Source organism: Streptomyces cavernae (genome assembly GCF_004023625.1).
GTDB lineage: Bacteria > Actinomycetota > Actinomycetes > Streptomycetales > Streptomycetaceae > Streptomyces > Streptomyces cavernae.
The window spans coordinates 213,224-226,764 of record NZ_RPDJ01000023.1 but is presented as its reverse complement, the minus strand read 5'-3'; the positions used below and the strand labels follow the sequence as shown (position 1 = coordinate 226,764).

Sequence of the window (13,541 nt, the reverse complement as noted above, 5' to 3'; positions counted from 1 at the left end):
GCCGGTCGGCGGATGCCGGTCGGCGGATGCCGGTCGGCGGATGCCGGTCGGCGGATGACGGTCGGCGGATGCCGGTCGGCGGATGCCGGTCGGCGGATGACGGTCGGCGGATGCCGGTCGGCGGATGCCGGTCGGCGGATGACGGTCGGCGGATGCCGGTCGGCGGATGACGGTCGAACCCGCGTGGGGTCCGGCTCAGCCGGCCGACCGCTGGTCGTGCGGTAGCCCCACGGCGTCGTCGCCGTCGGCCGTGTCGTGGTCTTCTGCGGTGGTGTCTTCCGTGTCGGCGCCCTCCGCGGCGGCGCCTTCCGGGCCCCTTCGGTCTTCCGGGCTTGTCGGAGCGGTGCCCTGACCGCCCGATATGCCCCGAGCCGGGTCCTGGGCGCCGTCGCCCGGCCCGCTCTCGAATCCGTTCTCCCTGCGGAAGGAGTCGTAGATCTGGAGCAGCACCTGCTTCTGCCGCTCGTTGAGCGAGGGATCGGCGAGGAGGACTGCACGCGTCTCCACCTCGTCCCGGTCCCGTTCGGCGTCGAGGATGCCGGCCCGCACGTAGAGCGTCTCCGCGGAGATCCGCAGTGCCTTGGCGACCTGTTGGAGCACCTCCGCGCTCGGCTTGCGCAGCCCGCGTTCGATCTGGCTCAGATACGGATTGGACACCCCGGCGGCGTCGGCGAGCTGCCGCAGGGACAGCTGCGCGTTGCGCCGCTGTTCGCGGAGGTACTCACCGAGATTGCCGACGTTGAGCGATGCCATGCCTTTACGGTGCCACACCCCCGCTAACTATTGCAAGCGGCTGCTTGCAATAGTGCGCCACACCACTCGTGACGTGCGAGCCGGACCCCGCTCACTGATCTGTCACGCCGAAGGTGGGCCAGTCTCGGTCCATCTGAGTCATCTGGTCTGGCCTCCCTCAACGCGTGCTACGAACAGACCCACCGCTTCTGCACCATCGTGGTGACGGCAGTCTTGGCCTTGGCCTAGCTTGACCCGCATGCAGACCATCGACAAGGACCTGGCCCTGTCGGTCGTGTTCCGCTCAGGCGGGCACATCGGGCTGACCTGGACCGGGAGTTGGAGCGCGTGGGTCACCAGCCGACTCGGGGCCGGCGAACACCTCGCTGCCGCGGCATCGGGCATCCGGCATGTCCTGCAAGGGGATCCGTCGTGACGATCGGCCTGCGCCTTGCCTGGGGCCTCGACGGACACGGCTGGGCTGACTGCACGGTCACAGACGGCCAGGCGGTCATCGTGCTCACCGCCTCCTACATCACGAGCGCGCCGGAAGAACTCCTGACCGCGCTGGCCCGGCTGATCGCCGGCGAGAAGGAAACGCGAGCGCAGTTCGAGGCCGAGCCGACCGCCTATCGATGGGTCTTCCATCGGGAAGACGAGCGCGTCTGGGTCCGGATCCTCGAGCTCCGCGACGGAAGCGACCACGACAACAAGGGCACCGAAATCTGGTCGAGCCAATGCACCATCGACGAGCTGGCCCGCGCCGTGATCCGCTGCTTCGACGACGTCGCGCGCACCTACGGCGAGAGCGGCTACCGCGGCAAGTGGGGCGAACACTTCCCCCGTACCGAACTCGAAGCCCTCAGACGACTCTGGAACGACCGTCGGCATCCAAACGGTGCATAGCCGGATCCGCGCCAGACCTGCGAGACGGGTCACCGGTCACGCAGGTCAGCCCTCTGGTCAAGCGCAGGTCACTCCTCGGTGGGCTGCTCGAGCATGGCCAGGGTCAGGACGTTGCCGCCGATGCCCCAACCGCCGTCGGTGACCTCCTCCACCAGGACCATGGTGTTGGCCCGGGCGCGTTCGCCGTAGATCTCGACGTACAGCTCGGTGGTCCGGGTGACGATCGTCTCCTTCTGCTTCTCGTCGAGGCTTCCGGCAGGGACCTTGAAGTTCGCGAACGGCATGGTGGTTCTCCTTCGATATGTGATTACGGGAAGCGATGTGTGGTTGCGGGAAGCTGTCTGCGGTGAGCAGGTCGTCGGCGCCGGGCGCCGGGCGACGGGCGACGGGCGACGGGCCGCAGCCGCAGCCGCAGCCGCAGCCGTCAGATGATGCCGCCGTTGGCGCGGATGACCTGGCCGTTGACCCAGTGGCCGGCCGGGGAGGCTAGGAAGGCGACGACCTCGGCGATGTCGGTGGGGGATCCGAGGCGTTCCAGTGGGGGCTGGGCGGCCAGTCGGGCAATGGTCTGTTCGTCCTTGCCCTCGAGGAACAGATCGGTGGCTGTGGGGCCGGGGGCCACGGCGTTGACGGTGATGTCCCGGCCGCGCAGCTCCCGCGCGAGGATCAGCGTGAGTGCTTCGACGGCGCCCTTGCCGGCGCTGTAGGCGCCGTAGCCGGGGAGGGCCAGGCCCACCACGGACGTGGAGAAGGTGACGAACGCGCCCCCGCTGCGGATCTTCCGCGCGGCCTGCTGGGCGACGACGAAGGTCCCGCGGATGTTGGTGCGGTGGAGCGCGTCCAGCTCCGCCAGGTCCAGTTCGGCGATGGGCGCCAGGTGCAGCCGGCCGGCGGCGTGGACGACGACGTCGACGCCGCCGAACTCGGCCTCCGCGGTGGCGAACAGCTCGGAGATCTGCTGCTCGTCGGCGACGTCCGCCTGGACGGCGATCGCCCTGCCGCCGGCGGCGGTGACGTCCTTGACGGCGGCCTCGGCCAGTTCGCGATTGCCGGCGTAGCCGACCAGGACGGCGAAGTGGTCGGCCGCGAGCCGGCGCACCGTCTCGCGGCCGATCCCGCGGGAGCCGCCCGTGACGATGGCGACGCGGGGCCGGTCGGCGGGGGGTTCGGACACGGCGTTGGGGTCCGCGGTTTCCTGTGCAGACATGAACACTCCTGCGGGAGGGGTCGGAAGGGGTTGCCACGGCGGATGGACCGTGGCCAGGGGGCGCCGGTGCGGTGCCCCGCTCGTGGCTCCAGCGTGGTTCGGCGTGCCCGCCCCAGCCAGGGCTGTGGCCACCCAGGGGTTGTCATCCCCTGGCTCGCGTCCACCGGTGCGCGCGACGATGGGAGACGTGAACCATTCCGCACTCGCCGCTTTCCTCAAGTCCCGGCGCGACCGGATCCGCCCGTCGGACGTCGGCCTGCCCACCGGGCCGCGGCGCCGGGTGCCCGGTCTGCGGCGCGAGGAGGTCGCCCACCTGGCCGGACTCTCCGCGGACTACTACACCGAGCTGGAACGCGGACGCGGCGCCCAGCCCTCGGCCCAGGTCCTGGCCGCGCTGGCCCGGGCCCTGCGGCTGAACGGCGACGAACGCGACCATCTCTTCCACCTCGCCGACCGGCCCGTCCCCCCGGCGGCGCACGGCCCGACCGCCCATGTCCAGCCCGGTCTGCTCGGCCTGCTGGACCAGCTCACCAACACCCCTGCCCAGGTCATCACCGACCTGCACGAAACCCTTGTCCAGAACCCGCTGGCCGCCGCCCTCGTCGGCCGGCCCCCGGCGCTGCGCGGTCCTGAGGCGAGCTTCGTCTACCGCTGGTTCACCGACCCCGAGGCACGGAGCCTGTATCCGCCCGAGGATCACGCCCACCACGCCCGGGTCTTCGTCGCCGACCTCCAGGCAGTCGCCGCCCGGCGCGGCAGCGACAGGGAGGTGAGCCGGATGGTGGCCGTACTGCGCGAGCGCAGCGAGGAGTTCGCCACCCTCTGGGACACTCACGATGTCGCCCTACGGCGAGCCGACCACAAACGCATCGTCCATCCCGCCCTGGGCGTCATCGAGCTGGACTGCCACAGCATGTTCAGCGAGGACGGACGCCAGCGCCTGCTGTGGTTCAGTGCCCCGCCCGGCACCGAGGGCGCGGCCCAGCTGAGCCTGCTCTCCGTCATCGGCACGCAGGACATGACACCCTCGACGCCCACATGAGGGGCACGGGAAGACGACTGGGCTGCCGACGGGCTTCGCCCACATCGACGCGCTGACCACCGGGTTGCGACTGGCTGAGAAGCGGCGACAACCAGCTGAGAACCAACGAGAACCGGCGAGAACACGAAGCCGAAAAGCGATTGTCCCGGCGGACCGGGCGGTTTACGGTCTACTCCGTGACTGCCGGGTCGGCCAATGGCCAAGAGCGAGTGGGGTACCCGGCTCTGTCGTGAGCGCAAGGCGGGCCAGAGGCCCGCCTTTCCGTCCGTTCGCACACCGAACGACGCACGCACGCCGACCGAGCCGCATCGCGCACATGTCGAGTGGCGCACGCACACGAGCACGCAAGCGCACACGAGCATGCAAGCGCACGCGCAGCGCGCGCACACAAACACGGACCGTACGGGCCCGTACGTGGCAACCGTCCTCGCCGCAACGAGCGACGCATGCGCACACAGCGGTCGGTACTGCTCGCGCACTACAGCGCCAGGCGTGCCGGACGAACCAGGCCGGGGGCGTTTCGCCCGCCGGACGGTTCGCCCTGCCCGGACCACTCACGTCGAGATCACCGAAAGCAGAGAATGCCCCACGACTTCAATCAGCACGTCATCGAGGAGTTCCGCGCCAACAACGGCCGGGTCGGCGGTTACTTCGAAGGAGCCCGGCTGCTCCTGCTGACCACCACCGGAGCCCGGTCCGGGAAGCCGCACACCACCCCCGTCGGCTACCTCGCGGACGGCGGTGAGCGCGTTCTCGTCATCGCCTCGGCCGGCGGCTCCCCCAGGCATCCGGCCTGGTTCCACAACCTGCTCGCCAACCCGCGCGTCACCGTCGAGGACGGGGTCTTCACCTACGAGGCCGATGCCGTCGTACTCGAAGGCGACGAGCGCGACCGGCTGTTCGCCCGAGCGGTGGAGGCAGACCCCGGCTGGGCCGAGTACCAGGCGAAGACGGACCGGGTGATCCCCGTGGTCGCCCTGTACGAGATCCGGCAGGGCCCGCCCAACGTCGCGGCGTCGTCGCCGGGTGCCGCCCTCAAGGTGATCCACGACGGCATACGCCGTGAACTCGCCCTGATCCGCAAGGACATCACGACGGCGGGTGCCGGACTCGGCGCCCAGCTGCGCGTGAACTGTCTGACCCTGTGCCAGGGTCTGCACAACCACCACACCGGCGAGGACATGGGAATCTTCCCGTACCTCGCCGGACGCCACCCCGAACTCGCCCCCGTAATGGCGCGACTGGCCGATGAGCACCAGCAAGTGGCCCGGCTGATCGAGGAGTTGAGGACGGTCGTCGCCGACGGAGATCCGCGACGCCTGCTGTCCGAGGTGGAGCGGCTGACCGACCGGCTCGAGGCCCATCTCGCCTACGAGGAGGCGCAGTTGATCCCGCCGCTCGACGGGACGGCCGTGTCCACCGGGTGACGTCGAACGGCCCGCCGCCTCCCCCAGGCGGAAGCGGCGGGCCGGCTCACTGATTACCCGTGCCGCATGCCACGGGTCCTCACCGCCGCCGACCGGCCGACCCGCGGCACGGGACGCCTCCTCGGTCGAGGCCCTACCCCGCACGGAACCGCACGGGAGGGCGTACGGGCCGCGTACGCGGGCACCGGCGGCGGCAGCGGATTCAGCGTAGTCGCGGGAAAGATCCGTACGGTGTGGTCGCAGTCATGACTTGGTCGTCTTCCGGTAAGCGCCCGCTATGCGAAGGGCAATGGCCGCTCGTGCACGACGTCGAGGCGGGAGACCGCGCGGGTCAGCACCACGTAGAGCCTGCGCAGGCCCCGGGGCTCCGCCTCCGCGATGGCCGCCGGCTCGACCACGATCACGTGGTCGTACTCCAGGCCCTTGGCGAGGGCCGCCCCCAGCACCGTCACGCGCGCGCCGAGACGGTCGGGCCCGGCGCAGTCGACGCCGGCGGCCTCGAGCGCCGCTCGGACGCGATCGACGTCCCGGTCCGCGACGACGACACCGATCGAGCCCGCGCCCGCAGGGTCCTCCGTGCCCGCGGCTTCCCCCGTGCCCACCTCGTCCCCCGTGCCCCGCTCGCCCGCCGGGCCCGCCGCGTCCGCCGCGCCTGAAGCGTCCGCCGGATCCGCCGTGCCTGGCGCGTCCCCCGTGCCCGGGACGGTCCAGGCCCTGTCCCCCGCGAGCGCCTCCCGTACCGTGTCGACGGCCGCGGCGACGGCGTCCGGCACCTGCCTGACCCGCAGCAAACCGTCCTGCCGCAGCGACCGGGCGGGGGGCACCCGCACGTCCAGCGTCCTCAGCAGCCGGTTGGCGAACTCCACGATCGCTGCCGGAACGCGGAAGCCGACGGTCAGCGGGACCACGGTCGCCTCCGGTTCGCCGAGGTGGCCGAGGAGTTCGCCCCAGTCGGCGGCCGCCCACGGGGTGGTTCCCTGCGCCAGGTCACCGAGGACCGTCAGCGAGCCGTAGGACGCGCGGCGGGCGATGGCCCGGCACTCCATCGGGGAGAGGTCCTGGGCCTCGTCGACGACGATGTGCCCGTAGCCCTCCGGGTGTTCGACGAGCCCCGCGACCTCGTCGAGGAGCACGAGGTCAGCGGCCGACCAGCGGGCCGACCGGTACGAGCGCGGCGGACGGTTCCAGCGGATCGCCTTCTGCTCGTCGGCGTCGAGGAACCCCTCGCTCGCCGCCGCGAGGACGGCCGGGTCGGTGAGGAGTTCGGCCACGACCTCCTCGGGCCGCACCTTGGGCCAGACGGCGTCGACGTAGGCGCTCATCGCCCGGGACCGCCCGATCCGCTGCACCCAGGCGGCGGAGACGGGACCGGCGCGCCGCTCGGCCTGCTGCCGGATGTGCCGTACGGCGCGGCTGCGTACTCGCTCTCGTCCGACGGCGTACGGCGGCTCCTCCTCGCGCACTTGCCGGACGATACGGGCGAGTTCGTCGTCGGGGACCCGCCAGCGGTACGAACCGTCGGGGATGGCGAGGGAGTTGACGCTCTCCTCGGAAACTCGGGCGTAGAGGGCGCGACGCAGGACCTCCGCCATGCGCGGGTCGTGTTTGACGACAGCCGCGCTCTCGTCGTCGACGGCCGTCGCGGGATGGCGGGCGATCTCGTCGAGGAGGATGGACTGCCGGACACCGGTCTCGCCGAGGGCGGGCAGGACTTCGGCGATATAGCTCAGGAAGGTGCGGTTGGGACCGAGGATCAACAGGCCGCCGCGCTTGATGCGTTGGGGGTGGGTGTAGAGGAGGTAGGCGGCCCGGTGCAGTCCGACGGCGGTCTTCCCGGTGCCCGGTGCGCCCTGGACGCAGACGGAGGCGGTGAGGTCCGCTCGTACGAGATCGTCCTGTTCGGGCTGGATGGTGGCGGCGATGTCCCGCATCGGGCCCACGCGAGGGCGTTCGATCTCCCGGGCGAGGATCCGGCTGCGGGCCGGGGTGACGCCGTCGGTATCGAGCGCCCCCGTCGCGTCGTCCCCATCACCGCGGAACTGGCCCTTCGAGGTGAGGAGTTCACCTTTCGGAGCGAAGAGTTCCTCCTTCGGGGCGAGGAACTCGTCCTCCAGACCGGTGAGTTCGTCCCGGTCGCCGTGGCCGCCCCGGGCCCAGCCGAAGCGGCGTCGTACGGCGACGCCCTGGGGATCGGCGGCGCTCGCCTGATAGAAGGCACGCGAGACGGGGGCACGCCAGTCGACCACGAGCGGGGGTGCGGCGGGGTCTTCGGTGATGCGGAGGCGGCCGATGTGGTACGCCTGCCCGGCGTGCGGCCCGGCGTTCCCGAAGTCGAGTCGGCCGAAGAACAGCGGCCCTTCGGGGAGTTCGCGGAGTTCCCTCGCCTTGGTGCGCAGCCGGCGGCCGAGCACCTCGGCGTCGGCGCCGGAGGCGGAGACGTCCTCGCCGGTGACGACGTGTTCCTCGGCACCGCGGACCATCGCGGCGAGGGCGGCGCGACAGGTGTCGTGGTAGGCGCGTTCCTGGGTGAGAGCGTGGGTGGGTGACGTCATTCCATGAAGGATAACGTTACTCGGTAACGACCTTTACCGAGTTTCAGACGTGTTCGAGTTGCAGGGATCCGGAGTTGGACGGATCCCGAGCCCGGGAACATCCCGAGTCCTGGGGATCCTGAGTTGCGGCAATCGCGAATCCGGGGCCGGAGTCCGGGGATCCCGAGTTGCGGCAATCGCGGGCTGCGGGAATCGCGGGCTGCCGGAATCTCGGTCGCCGGCTGCAGTAACCCGGGGTGCCGCGCCCCTCCCTACTGTGTGGCCCTCGCCTGGGTGATGCCGTCCCGCACCTGGGCGAACGCCCGCTGGGCCGCGGCCACGGCCTCCCCGTGGACGGCCTCGGCGCTCTCGCCCTCCGCCATCCGCCGCCAGTTCTCCAGGGCGAGGATGCGCTGCACGGCGACGATCTGCCCGGCGGCCAGACGCCCGCCCAGACCTCCGCCGAGAGCCTCGGCGAGCGCCGTCTCGGAGCGTTCCAGATAGCCGTAGAGCCGCGCCACCAGGGACGGGGTGCCGTAGAGCAGCCGGTGGAAGGCGAGCACCTGCGGATGGTCGTTGAGGCCCGTGACGGGGTCACGCCGGTCGAGTCCGGCGAGGAAGTGCGCGCAGAGGGCGTCGAGCGGGGAGGTACCGGGCCGGCGCGCGACGACGACCCGCGCGGCCTCCCGCTCATGGTCGGCGAACCGGTGCAGGACCAGGTCCTCCTTGGTCGGGAAGTACCGGAAGAGGGTCGGCTTGGAGATCTCGGCGGCGGCGGCGACCTCCGCGACGGACACGTTCTCGAAGCCCTTCTCGAGGAACAGCGCGATGGCGGTGTCGGAGACGGCTTGGTACATCCGCTGCTTCTTGCGCTCGCGCAGGCCCAATTCGGTCATGATGCGAGCGTACGGGGCGCCGGACCGAGAAGTCCTTGACCTCAAGTCCGCTCGAGGTCAAAGACTCCCCCATGGGTGAACCAAGGACACGCGAACTCATGGGAGTTGAGACGGACGATGCGCGCGGTACAAGTGACGAGGTTCGGCGGACCCGAGGTCCTGGTCCCGGCGGAACTCCCGGACCCGGTGCCGGCCTCCGGCGAGGTCCTGATCGAGGTGACGCACGCGGACACGATCTTCCTGGAGACGCAGTTGCGGTCGGGCTGGGGTCTTGAGTACTTCCCGGTGGAACCGCCCTACGTCCCCGGGGGCGGGGTCGCCGGAACGGTCACGGCTCTCGGTCCCGAGGTCCCCCGCTCCTGGCTGGGCCGCAGGGTGACGGCTCTGGTGAACGGCGGCTACGCCTCCCTCGCCACGGCCCCGGTGACCACCGTGACCCCCGTCCCCGACGACCTGGACCTGCTTTCGGCGGCGGCGCTCGTGCACGACGGGGTCACGGCGGCGGGCCTAATGGAACTGACGGCGATCAGTGCCGACGACCGGGTCCTGATCCTGGGGGCGTCAGGAGGGATGGGCACCCTGCTGGTCCAACTGGCGCGAGCGGCGGGTGCGTCGGTGGTGGCACTGGCGCGGGGTGTGGCGAAGCTCGATCTGGTACGGCGATTGGGGGCGGACACGGCGATCGACCCGACGAACCCCGACTGGCCGGCCCTGGCCCGCCGGGCCCTGGGGCCCGACGGCGCCACGGTGGTCCTGGACGGGGTCGGCGGTGAACTCGGCGCGAAGGCCCTGCCGTTGGCCGCGGACAATGCCCGCTTCTCGGCCCACGGCGCCCCGACGGGCGGCTTCGCCGCCCTGGACCCCCGGGACGCCGACGCCCGCGGAATCAAACTCTTCGGCATCGGCGACGTGCGGTTCTCCCCCGCCGACCTGCTCCGCCTGACGGCCCACGCCTTCGCGGAGGCCGCGGCGGTACGGCTGGAGCCGGTGATCGGAGAGGTGTTCCTCTTGGAGGCGGCCGGGGAGGCCCATGCGGCTATTGAGGGGCGGGGGTTGGTGGGGAAGGTGGTGTTGAAGACTTGACGGCCCGACGGCCTGACGCAACGGCTCGACAGACGGACCCATTCCGATGACCGATGCGTTCAGGCCCCGGCGGTCGATCGGCGCCAGTGGGGCACCTGTGCAAGGCTCCACAGGTCGTCGAAGTGTTTGTTCCAGGTGGCCACGGCTGTCGCCTCGGCGGCTGCGGCCCCTTCCCGGGACCAGAGGTTGAGGTCGGTGCTGTAGCCCTTGGGGTCGTAGTACTCCTGGTCCTCATGGCTCAGACGCAGGCGCGCGGCCAGGTTGTAGAGGCCGTGCAGCACCCACTGCCTGTCGTGGACATGCGCAGCCCTCCCCCGAACCGAGCTCGGCGGCGGCATGCTCACATGCCCACGGGCAGTCCGGCGTGCTTGTTCATGCCATGGTCGCCGCGCGGAAGGGCGGGGGCAAGATAGGGGTTCGGCAGCTGGCGGCTGGGCAACCCCAGTGATGCCGTGGCTGCGCGCAGGGTCATCGCGTACGAGTCCACTGCACGGCGGACGTTGGGCGCATCCAGGCTCGCTCCGGTGACCAGCCTGTCGAGGTCGATGTAGGCGGAGCGGACGTTTTCCATCCAGCGGTAGACGTGCCAGTCCTGTTCCCAGTTCTTGGTGTGGGTCATGGGAAGTGCCTTGGCCCAGCGCCGGAACATGCGGGCACGGATCTCAGGTCGGGTCGGGGTGAGATGCATGTGACGGACCAGGTCGTACAAGGGATCGCCGACCAACGCCATTTCCCAGTCGATGATGGTGAAGGCCAGCTCGTCGTTCCGGCGCACGAGGTTCCAGGGATTCAAGTCGCCGTGGAGCAGTGCCGGAGAGCGTTCGGTGACCTTGTAGCGTGCCAGGATCTCGCTGAGCCTGCTTGCGCCGGGCAGGCCCAGGACTCGGGCCAGTTGCTGAGACTTTTTCGGCAACTGGTCTACGAGACGCACCAGTTCACTGCTCAGCCAGCCGAAGAAGTTTCCCGACCCGGCCATCGGGTCCAGTCCTCTGTAGTCAACCAGCGTCAGCTCCACCAACTGGTCCACGAGCCCGCTCGCCTCGCGCGGCGTGAGGCCGTGCACGGGATGGGCGGGGGGCAGGTCCGGGTCCGTCGGCCCGGCGTAGGTGTGGATGGCGAACGGCTCGTTCTGATAACTCTCCCCCAACGCAAGCACCTTCGGTGCCGCCACCTTGGCCGGCGACCGTTCGATGGCCTGGAGCACCGCGTGCTCGCTGAGGAAACTCGGCTCCCGACGGCAGACGGAGGCCAGCTTGCGCCGCACGACGACCGGCGAGGGGTACCTCGGCACACGCACCACCGAGTTCAGGTGCGCGGTGCCCTTGAACACGCTGCCTGCCGGTGCCGAGCCCTCCGCGATCAGGGCATCCAGTACGGCGGCATCGGAAAAGTCGGGATGATTCAGGATCCTCTTGTCCGGAGTCCAGCCGATGACCACCTGAGCCCGTTTGTGCCGCGATGCCTGCCACCTGTAGAGCACCCGCTCGATCTCGGTCTCGTTCGGCACATTGCCCAGCCGCAGCGGCTCGGCTGCCGCCTGGAGAGCACGGCGTACGGTCGCAGTTGCCTCGTCCAGGCTCTTCTGGTCGGCCGCGGTCTCCAGCGTCTGAGCCGCCCGCATCACGTCCGGAAAGACGGACTGCGCCCGTTCGAAGGCGAGGTAGTGGCGCAGGTCCTTCCGGAGGCCGTTGACCGCCGCGGGCCTGGTCTGCTGCATGGCCGCCGCCCAGGCCTCGGTCACCTCGTCCCACTGGAATTCCGGATAGCGCATGCGGACCAAATGGGTGGCGAGGTCGTGCAGGGGGTCTCCGTACGTCGCCAGTTCCCAGTCGACGCAGATCAGCGGGGGCGTGCCGCGGTAACTGACGATCACGTTGTCGCGATGGAGGTCCGCGTGGAGCAGGCTGTACGGACGTCTGGCCATGGGAGGGACCCTCTCGGCCAGTCGGGTCAACGCGTCATGAGGAATTCCCAGAGCCGCAAAGAGACCACCATAGGTAGCCCAATTGGACTGACGGATCTGCCGGTCCGCGAGGTAGGCCAGCGTGCGCAGGAAACCCTGGCCGTCCTTCTCGTTGCGGGGCCAGGCACTGGGCAGCGGAGGCAGCGCTTCCCTGCGTACCTGGGACATCTGCGCGAGAAGCCCGGCCAACGCCTTGATCCGCAGGCTGTCGACCGGCTTGTCGTCCGGACAGATCGTCGACAGCGGGACGCCCTCCACATAGCTGTGCACCGCCGAGCCCTCACGCCGTGCGAGACACCGCGGCACGTGAGGCAGGGTCCCCTGGATGGCGTCCAGGATCTCCGACTCGTTCTCCCACGTTCTGATCACCACCGAGAGCGCGTCGGGCTTGCGCACCCGCACGGTCACGGTCGTGCCGGGCTCGCAGCGCACATGCCGTGCCATGGCCTCAGTGAGAGGCCGAACATAGTTCCGGTTGTGGTGGCCCCCGCTTGTCGCACCATCAGTTTCAGCCAGCCGCACAAACCTGGCATAGGCGCTATCGGCCGATTGCTCCCTGGGAACTGGCCCGGGCGCAGGAAGTACGCCCACTGGCCACTCCTGGGAGTATCGATACCTCTGAGGCTTTAGATTTGGGCAAGCGTAAGGGTTCTGCATAGATCAGCGCGACCGGACAAGGTTATTCGGAGGTATCGAATAGGCCACACGAGGCATATGACTGCTCGGCGGCGGGCATGCTCTTCTAATTCCAGCGGCCTGACAGTCACCCGGTCAGATGGTGCCAAACCGAGTCGAACCAGGACTGCATGCTGTCGACGAAGACTGATCCCTGAGAGCTCACGTCATCATCCCTGACGAAGTGGGTGAGCGTGGCCCCGAGGCCCAGCACATCGAGAGCCAGAACCTCCCGGCCGTCGTCCAGCACGATGGGCCGCTCGATCACCTCGTACATGCCATGCAGCACTTCACCCTCGTTGAAGAGGTAGAGCTTGAAGGCCGGCGTCAACGGCGCGTGGCGAATTTCCACCTCTACGGACGACACCAAGTTCTCGGTCTCAAGTTCACGCAGTACGTTGCGCAGGGAAGCCGTGTGACGGCGGGTGATGGCCAGAAGTCGGCCGCGCATGCGCGGGTCGTCCACATCCTCCTTGCTCCGCGGATAGGGGAGGTCCAGTTCCTCGGACGGCAACAGCATGCGCAGCGCGATCCGCTCCGGTGCTATCTCCTTGGCCCGGATGCGCTCCGCTTGGAGCCGGATGTGCGCGTCCAGGGTTTCGGAGGTCAGCGTGTAGACGTCCAGCGTGACCTCGGGCTGCTCGAAAGCCTTGCTGATCAGAGGGCCGAGCGTCACCGTACGTCCCGGGCGGGCCTCTGCGGCCGTCGGCGACTGGATCAGCTGCGTCTTGATCACACTGACGACCTTTGATCCACTGCCCTGCCTGGACTTGATCCACCCTTCATTGGCCAGTTCCCTGATCACCCGCTGAACGGTATCCCGGGACACCTGGAACTCCAGGGCGAGCTTCCGCTGGGGCGGCAGGTGACTCCCCAGCGGGTAGGTCCCGTCAGCCATGCGTGCGCGCAGTGCGTCCGAGACCCTCTCGAACTCTTTGCCGCCGCCGTCGCCGGTCCGATCTGCGCTCACATGACTGACGGTACCGCCATCGGCCTACAAGCAAACCGGTTTTCCGGCATGCAAGCAGTCCGCAGAAACTCGGTAGTTAAGGGATCACCAGTCAAGGGGACAACCATTG

13 protein-coding genes and 1 pseudogene are annotated in these 13,541 nt (G+C 69.6%); 6 read left to right on the top strand and 8 right to left on the bottom strand.

Annotated elements, in window-relative coordinates:
* Positions 1–195: 195 nt before the first annotated feature.
* Entirely contained in the window at positions 196–753 is a 558-nt protein-coding gene (locus tag EF387_RS48675; RefSeq protein ID WP_238431796.1) for a helix-turn-helix domain-containing protein, read from the bottom strand.
* 226 nt (positions 754–979) lie between these two features.
* On the opposite strand from EF387_RS48675, the pseudogene EF387_RS46795 reads away from it, so the two are divergent.
* Together EF387_RS46795 and EF387_RS30670 are read left to right on the top strand one after the other, a co-directional pair.
* A pseudogene (locus tag EF387_RS46795) lies at positions 980–1,168 on the top strand (DUF6228 family protein); the annotation flags it as partial.
* Positions 1,165–1,638, top strand: coding sequence for a hypothetical protein (locus tag EF387_RS30670; protein ID WP_202918413.1), 474 nt, complete (start codon positions 1,165–1,167; stop codon positions 1,636–1,638). The pseudogene EF387_RS46795 and the gene EF387_RS30670, both read left to right, overlap by 4 nt.
* Positions 1,639–1,706: 68 nt before the next feature.
* Here the strand turns inward: EF387_RS30670 and EF387_RS30665 are convergent, their stop codons facing one another.
* Together EF387_RS30665 and EF387_RS30660 are read right to left on the bottom strand one after the other, a co-directional pair.
* Positions 1,707–1,922, bottom strand: a complete 216-nt coding sequence (locus EF387_RS30665; RefSeq protein WP_128379881.1) for a tautomerase family protein — start codon at positions 1,920–1,922, stop codon at positions 1,707–1,709.
* Between the two features lie 140 nt (positions 1,923–2,062).
* Positions 2,063–2,845 (bottom strand): SDR family oxidoreductase, encoded by a 783-nt coding sequence (locus EF387_RS30660; protein WP_128379880.1) that lies wholly within the window; start codon positions 2,843–2,845, stop codon positions 2,063–2,065.
* 178 nt (positions 2,846–3,023) lie between these two features.
* Between EF387_RS30660 and EF387_RS30655 the strand changes: the two genes are divergently transcribed.
* The 3 genes from EF387_RS30655 (at position 3,024) to EF387_RS30645 (ending at position 5,563) form a co-directional block, all read left to right on the top strand.
* On the top strand, positions 3,024–3,887 hold the full coding sequence (locus EF387_RS30655) for a helix-turn-helix transcriptional regulator (protein ID WP_128379879.1): 864 nt from the start codon (positions 3,024–3,026) through the stop codon (positions 3,885–3,887).
* 581 nt (positions 3,888–4,468) lie between these two features.
* A complete protein-coding gene (locus tag EF387_RS30650; RefSeq protein ID WP_128379878.1) occupies positions 4,469–5,314 on the top strand; it encodes a nitroreductase/quinone reductase family protein in 846 nt (281 codons plus the stop codon).
* Positions 5,315–5,380: 66 nt separating this feature from the next.
* Positions 5,381–5,563 carry a hypothetical protein gene (locus tag EF387_RS30645; RefSeq protein WP_128379877.1) on the top strand — a complete coding sequence of 61 codons (183 nt, stop codon included), beginning with the start codon at positions 5,381–5,383 and terminating at the stop codon, positions 5,561–5,563.
* Positions 5,564–5,589: 26 nt separating this feature from the next.
* Here the strand turns inward: EF387_RS30645 and EF387_RS30640 are convergent, their stop codons facing one another.
* Entirely contained in the window at positions 5,590–7,866 is a 2,277-nt protein-coding gene (locus tag EF387_RS30640) for a HelD family protein (RefSeq protein WP_238431795.1), read from the bottom strand.
* A 251-nt stretch (positions 7,867–8,117) separates the two neighbouring features.
* Positions 8,118–8,741, bottom strand: coding sequence for a TetR/AcrR family transcriptional regulator (locus EF387_RS30635; protein WP_128379876.1), 624 nt, complete (start codon positions 8,739–8,741; stop codon positions 8,118–8,120).
* Positions 8,742–8,858: 117 nt separating this feature from the next.
* On the opposite strand from EF387_RS30635, the gene EF387_RS30630 reads away from it, so the two are divergent.
* Positions 8,859–9,824, top strand: coding sequence for a zinc-binding dehydrogenase (locus EF387_RS30630; protein WP_128379875.1), 966 nt, complete (start codon positions 8,859–8,861; stop codon positions 9,822–9,824).
* A gap of 59 nt (positions 9,825–9,883) precedes the next feature.
* Here the strand turns inward: EF387_RS30630 and EF387_RS30625 are convergent, their stop codons facing one another.
* The 3 genes from EF387_RS30625 to EF387_RS30615 form a co-directional block, all read right to left on the bottom strand.
* On the bottom strand, positions 9,884–10,105 hold the full coding sequence (locus EF387_RS30625; protein ID WP_128379874.1) for a hypothetical protein: 222 nt from the start codon (positions 10,103–10,105) through the stop codon (positions 9,884–9,886).
* A gap of 59 nt (positions 10,106–10,164) precedes the next feature.
* Entirely contained in the window at positions 10,165–12,231 is a 2,067-nt protein-coding gene (locus EF387_RS30620) for a phosphotransferase (protein ID WP_238431794.1), read from the bottom strand.
* 319 nt (positions 12,232–12,550) lie between these two features.
* The gene (locus tag EF387_RS30615) at positions 12,551–13,432 is read right to left on the bottom strand and encodes a GntR family transcriptional regulator (protein WP_128379872.1); all 882 of its coding nucleotides are present in this window, start codon (positions 13,430–13,432) and stop codon (positions 12,551–12,553) included.
* Positions 13,433–13,541: the final 109 nt, after the last annotated feature.

What these genes read in the sequence shown, in the direction of transcription:
- EF387_RS48675 (WP_238431796.1), bottom strand. Translation starts at nt 753, where the DNA reads ATGGCATCGCTCAACGTCGGCAATCTCGGTGAGTACCTCCGCGAACAG.
- EF387_RS30665 (WP_128379881.1), bottom strand. Translation starts at nt 1,922, where the DNA reads ATGCCGTTCGCGAACTTCAAGGTCCCTGCCGGAAGCCTCGACGAGAAG.
- EF387_RS30660 (WP_128379880.1), bottom strand. Translation starts at nt 2,845, where the DNA reads ATGTCTGCACAGGAAACCGCGGACCCCAACGCCGTGTCCGAACCCCCC.
- EF387_RS30655 (WP_128379879.1), top strand. Translation starts at nt 3,024, where the DNA reads ATGGGAGACGTGAACCATTCCGCACTCGCCGCTTTCCTCAAGTCCCGG.
- EF387_RS30650 (WP_128379878.1), top strand. Translation starts at nt 4,469, where the DNA reads ATGCCCCACGACTTCAATCAGCACGTCATCGAGGAGTTCCGCGCCAAC.
- EF387_RS30645 (WP_128379877.1), top strand. Translation starts at nt 5,381, where the DNA reads ATGCCACGGGTCCTCACCGCCGCCGACCGGCCGACCCGCGGCACGGGA.
- EF387_RS30640 (WP_238431795.1), bottom strand. Translation starts at nt 7,866, where the DNA reads ATGACGTCACCCACCCACGCTCTCACCCAGGAACGCGCCTACCACGAC.
- EF387_RS30635 (WP_128379876.1), bottom strand. Translation starts at nt 8,741, where the DNA reads ATGACCGAATTGGGCCTGCGCGAGCGCAAGAAGCAGCGGATGTACCAA.
- EF387_RS30630 (WP_128379875.1), top strand. Translation starts at nt 8,859, where the DNA reads ATGCGCGCGGTACAAGTGACGAGGTTCGGCGGACCCGAGGTCCTGGTC.
- EF387_RS30620 (WP_238431794.1), bottom strand. Translation starts at nt 12,231, where the DNA reads ATGGCACGGCATGTGCGCTGCGAGCCCGGCACGACCGTGACCGTGCGG.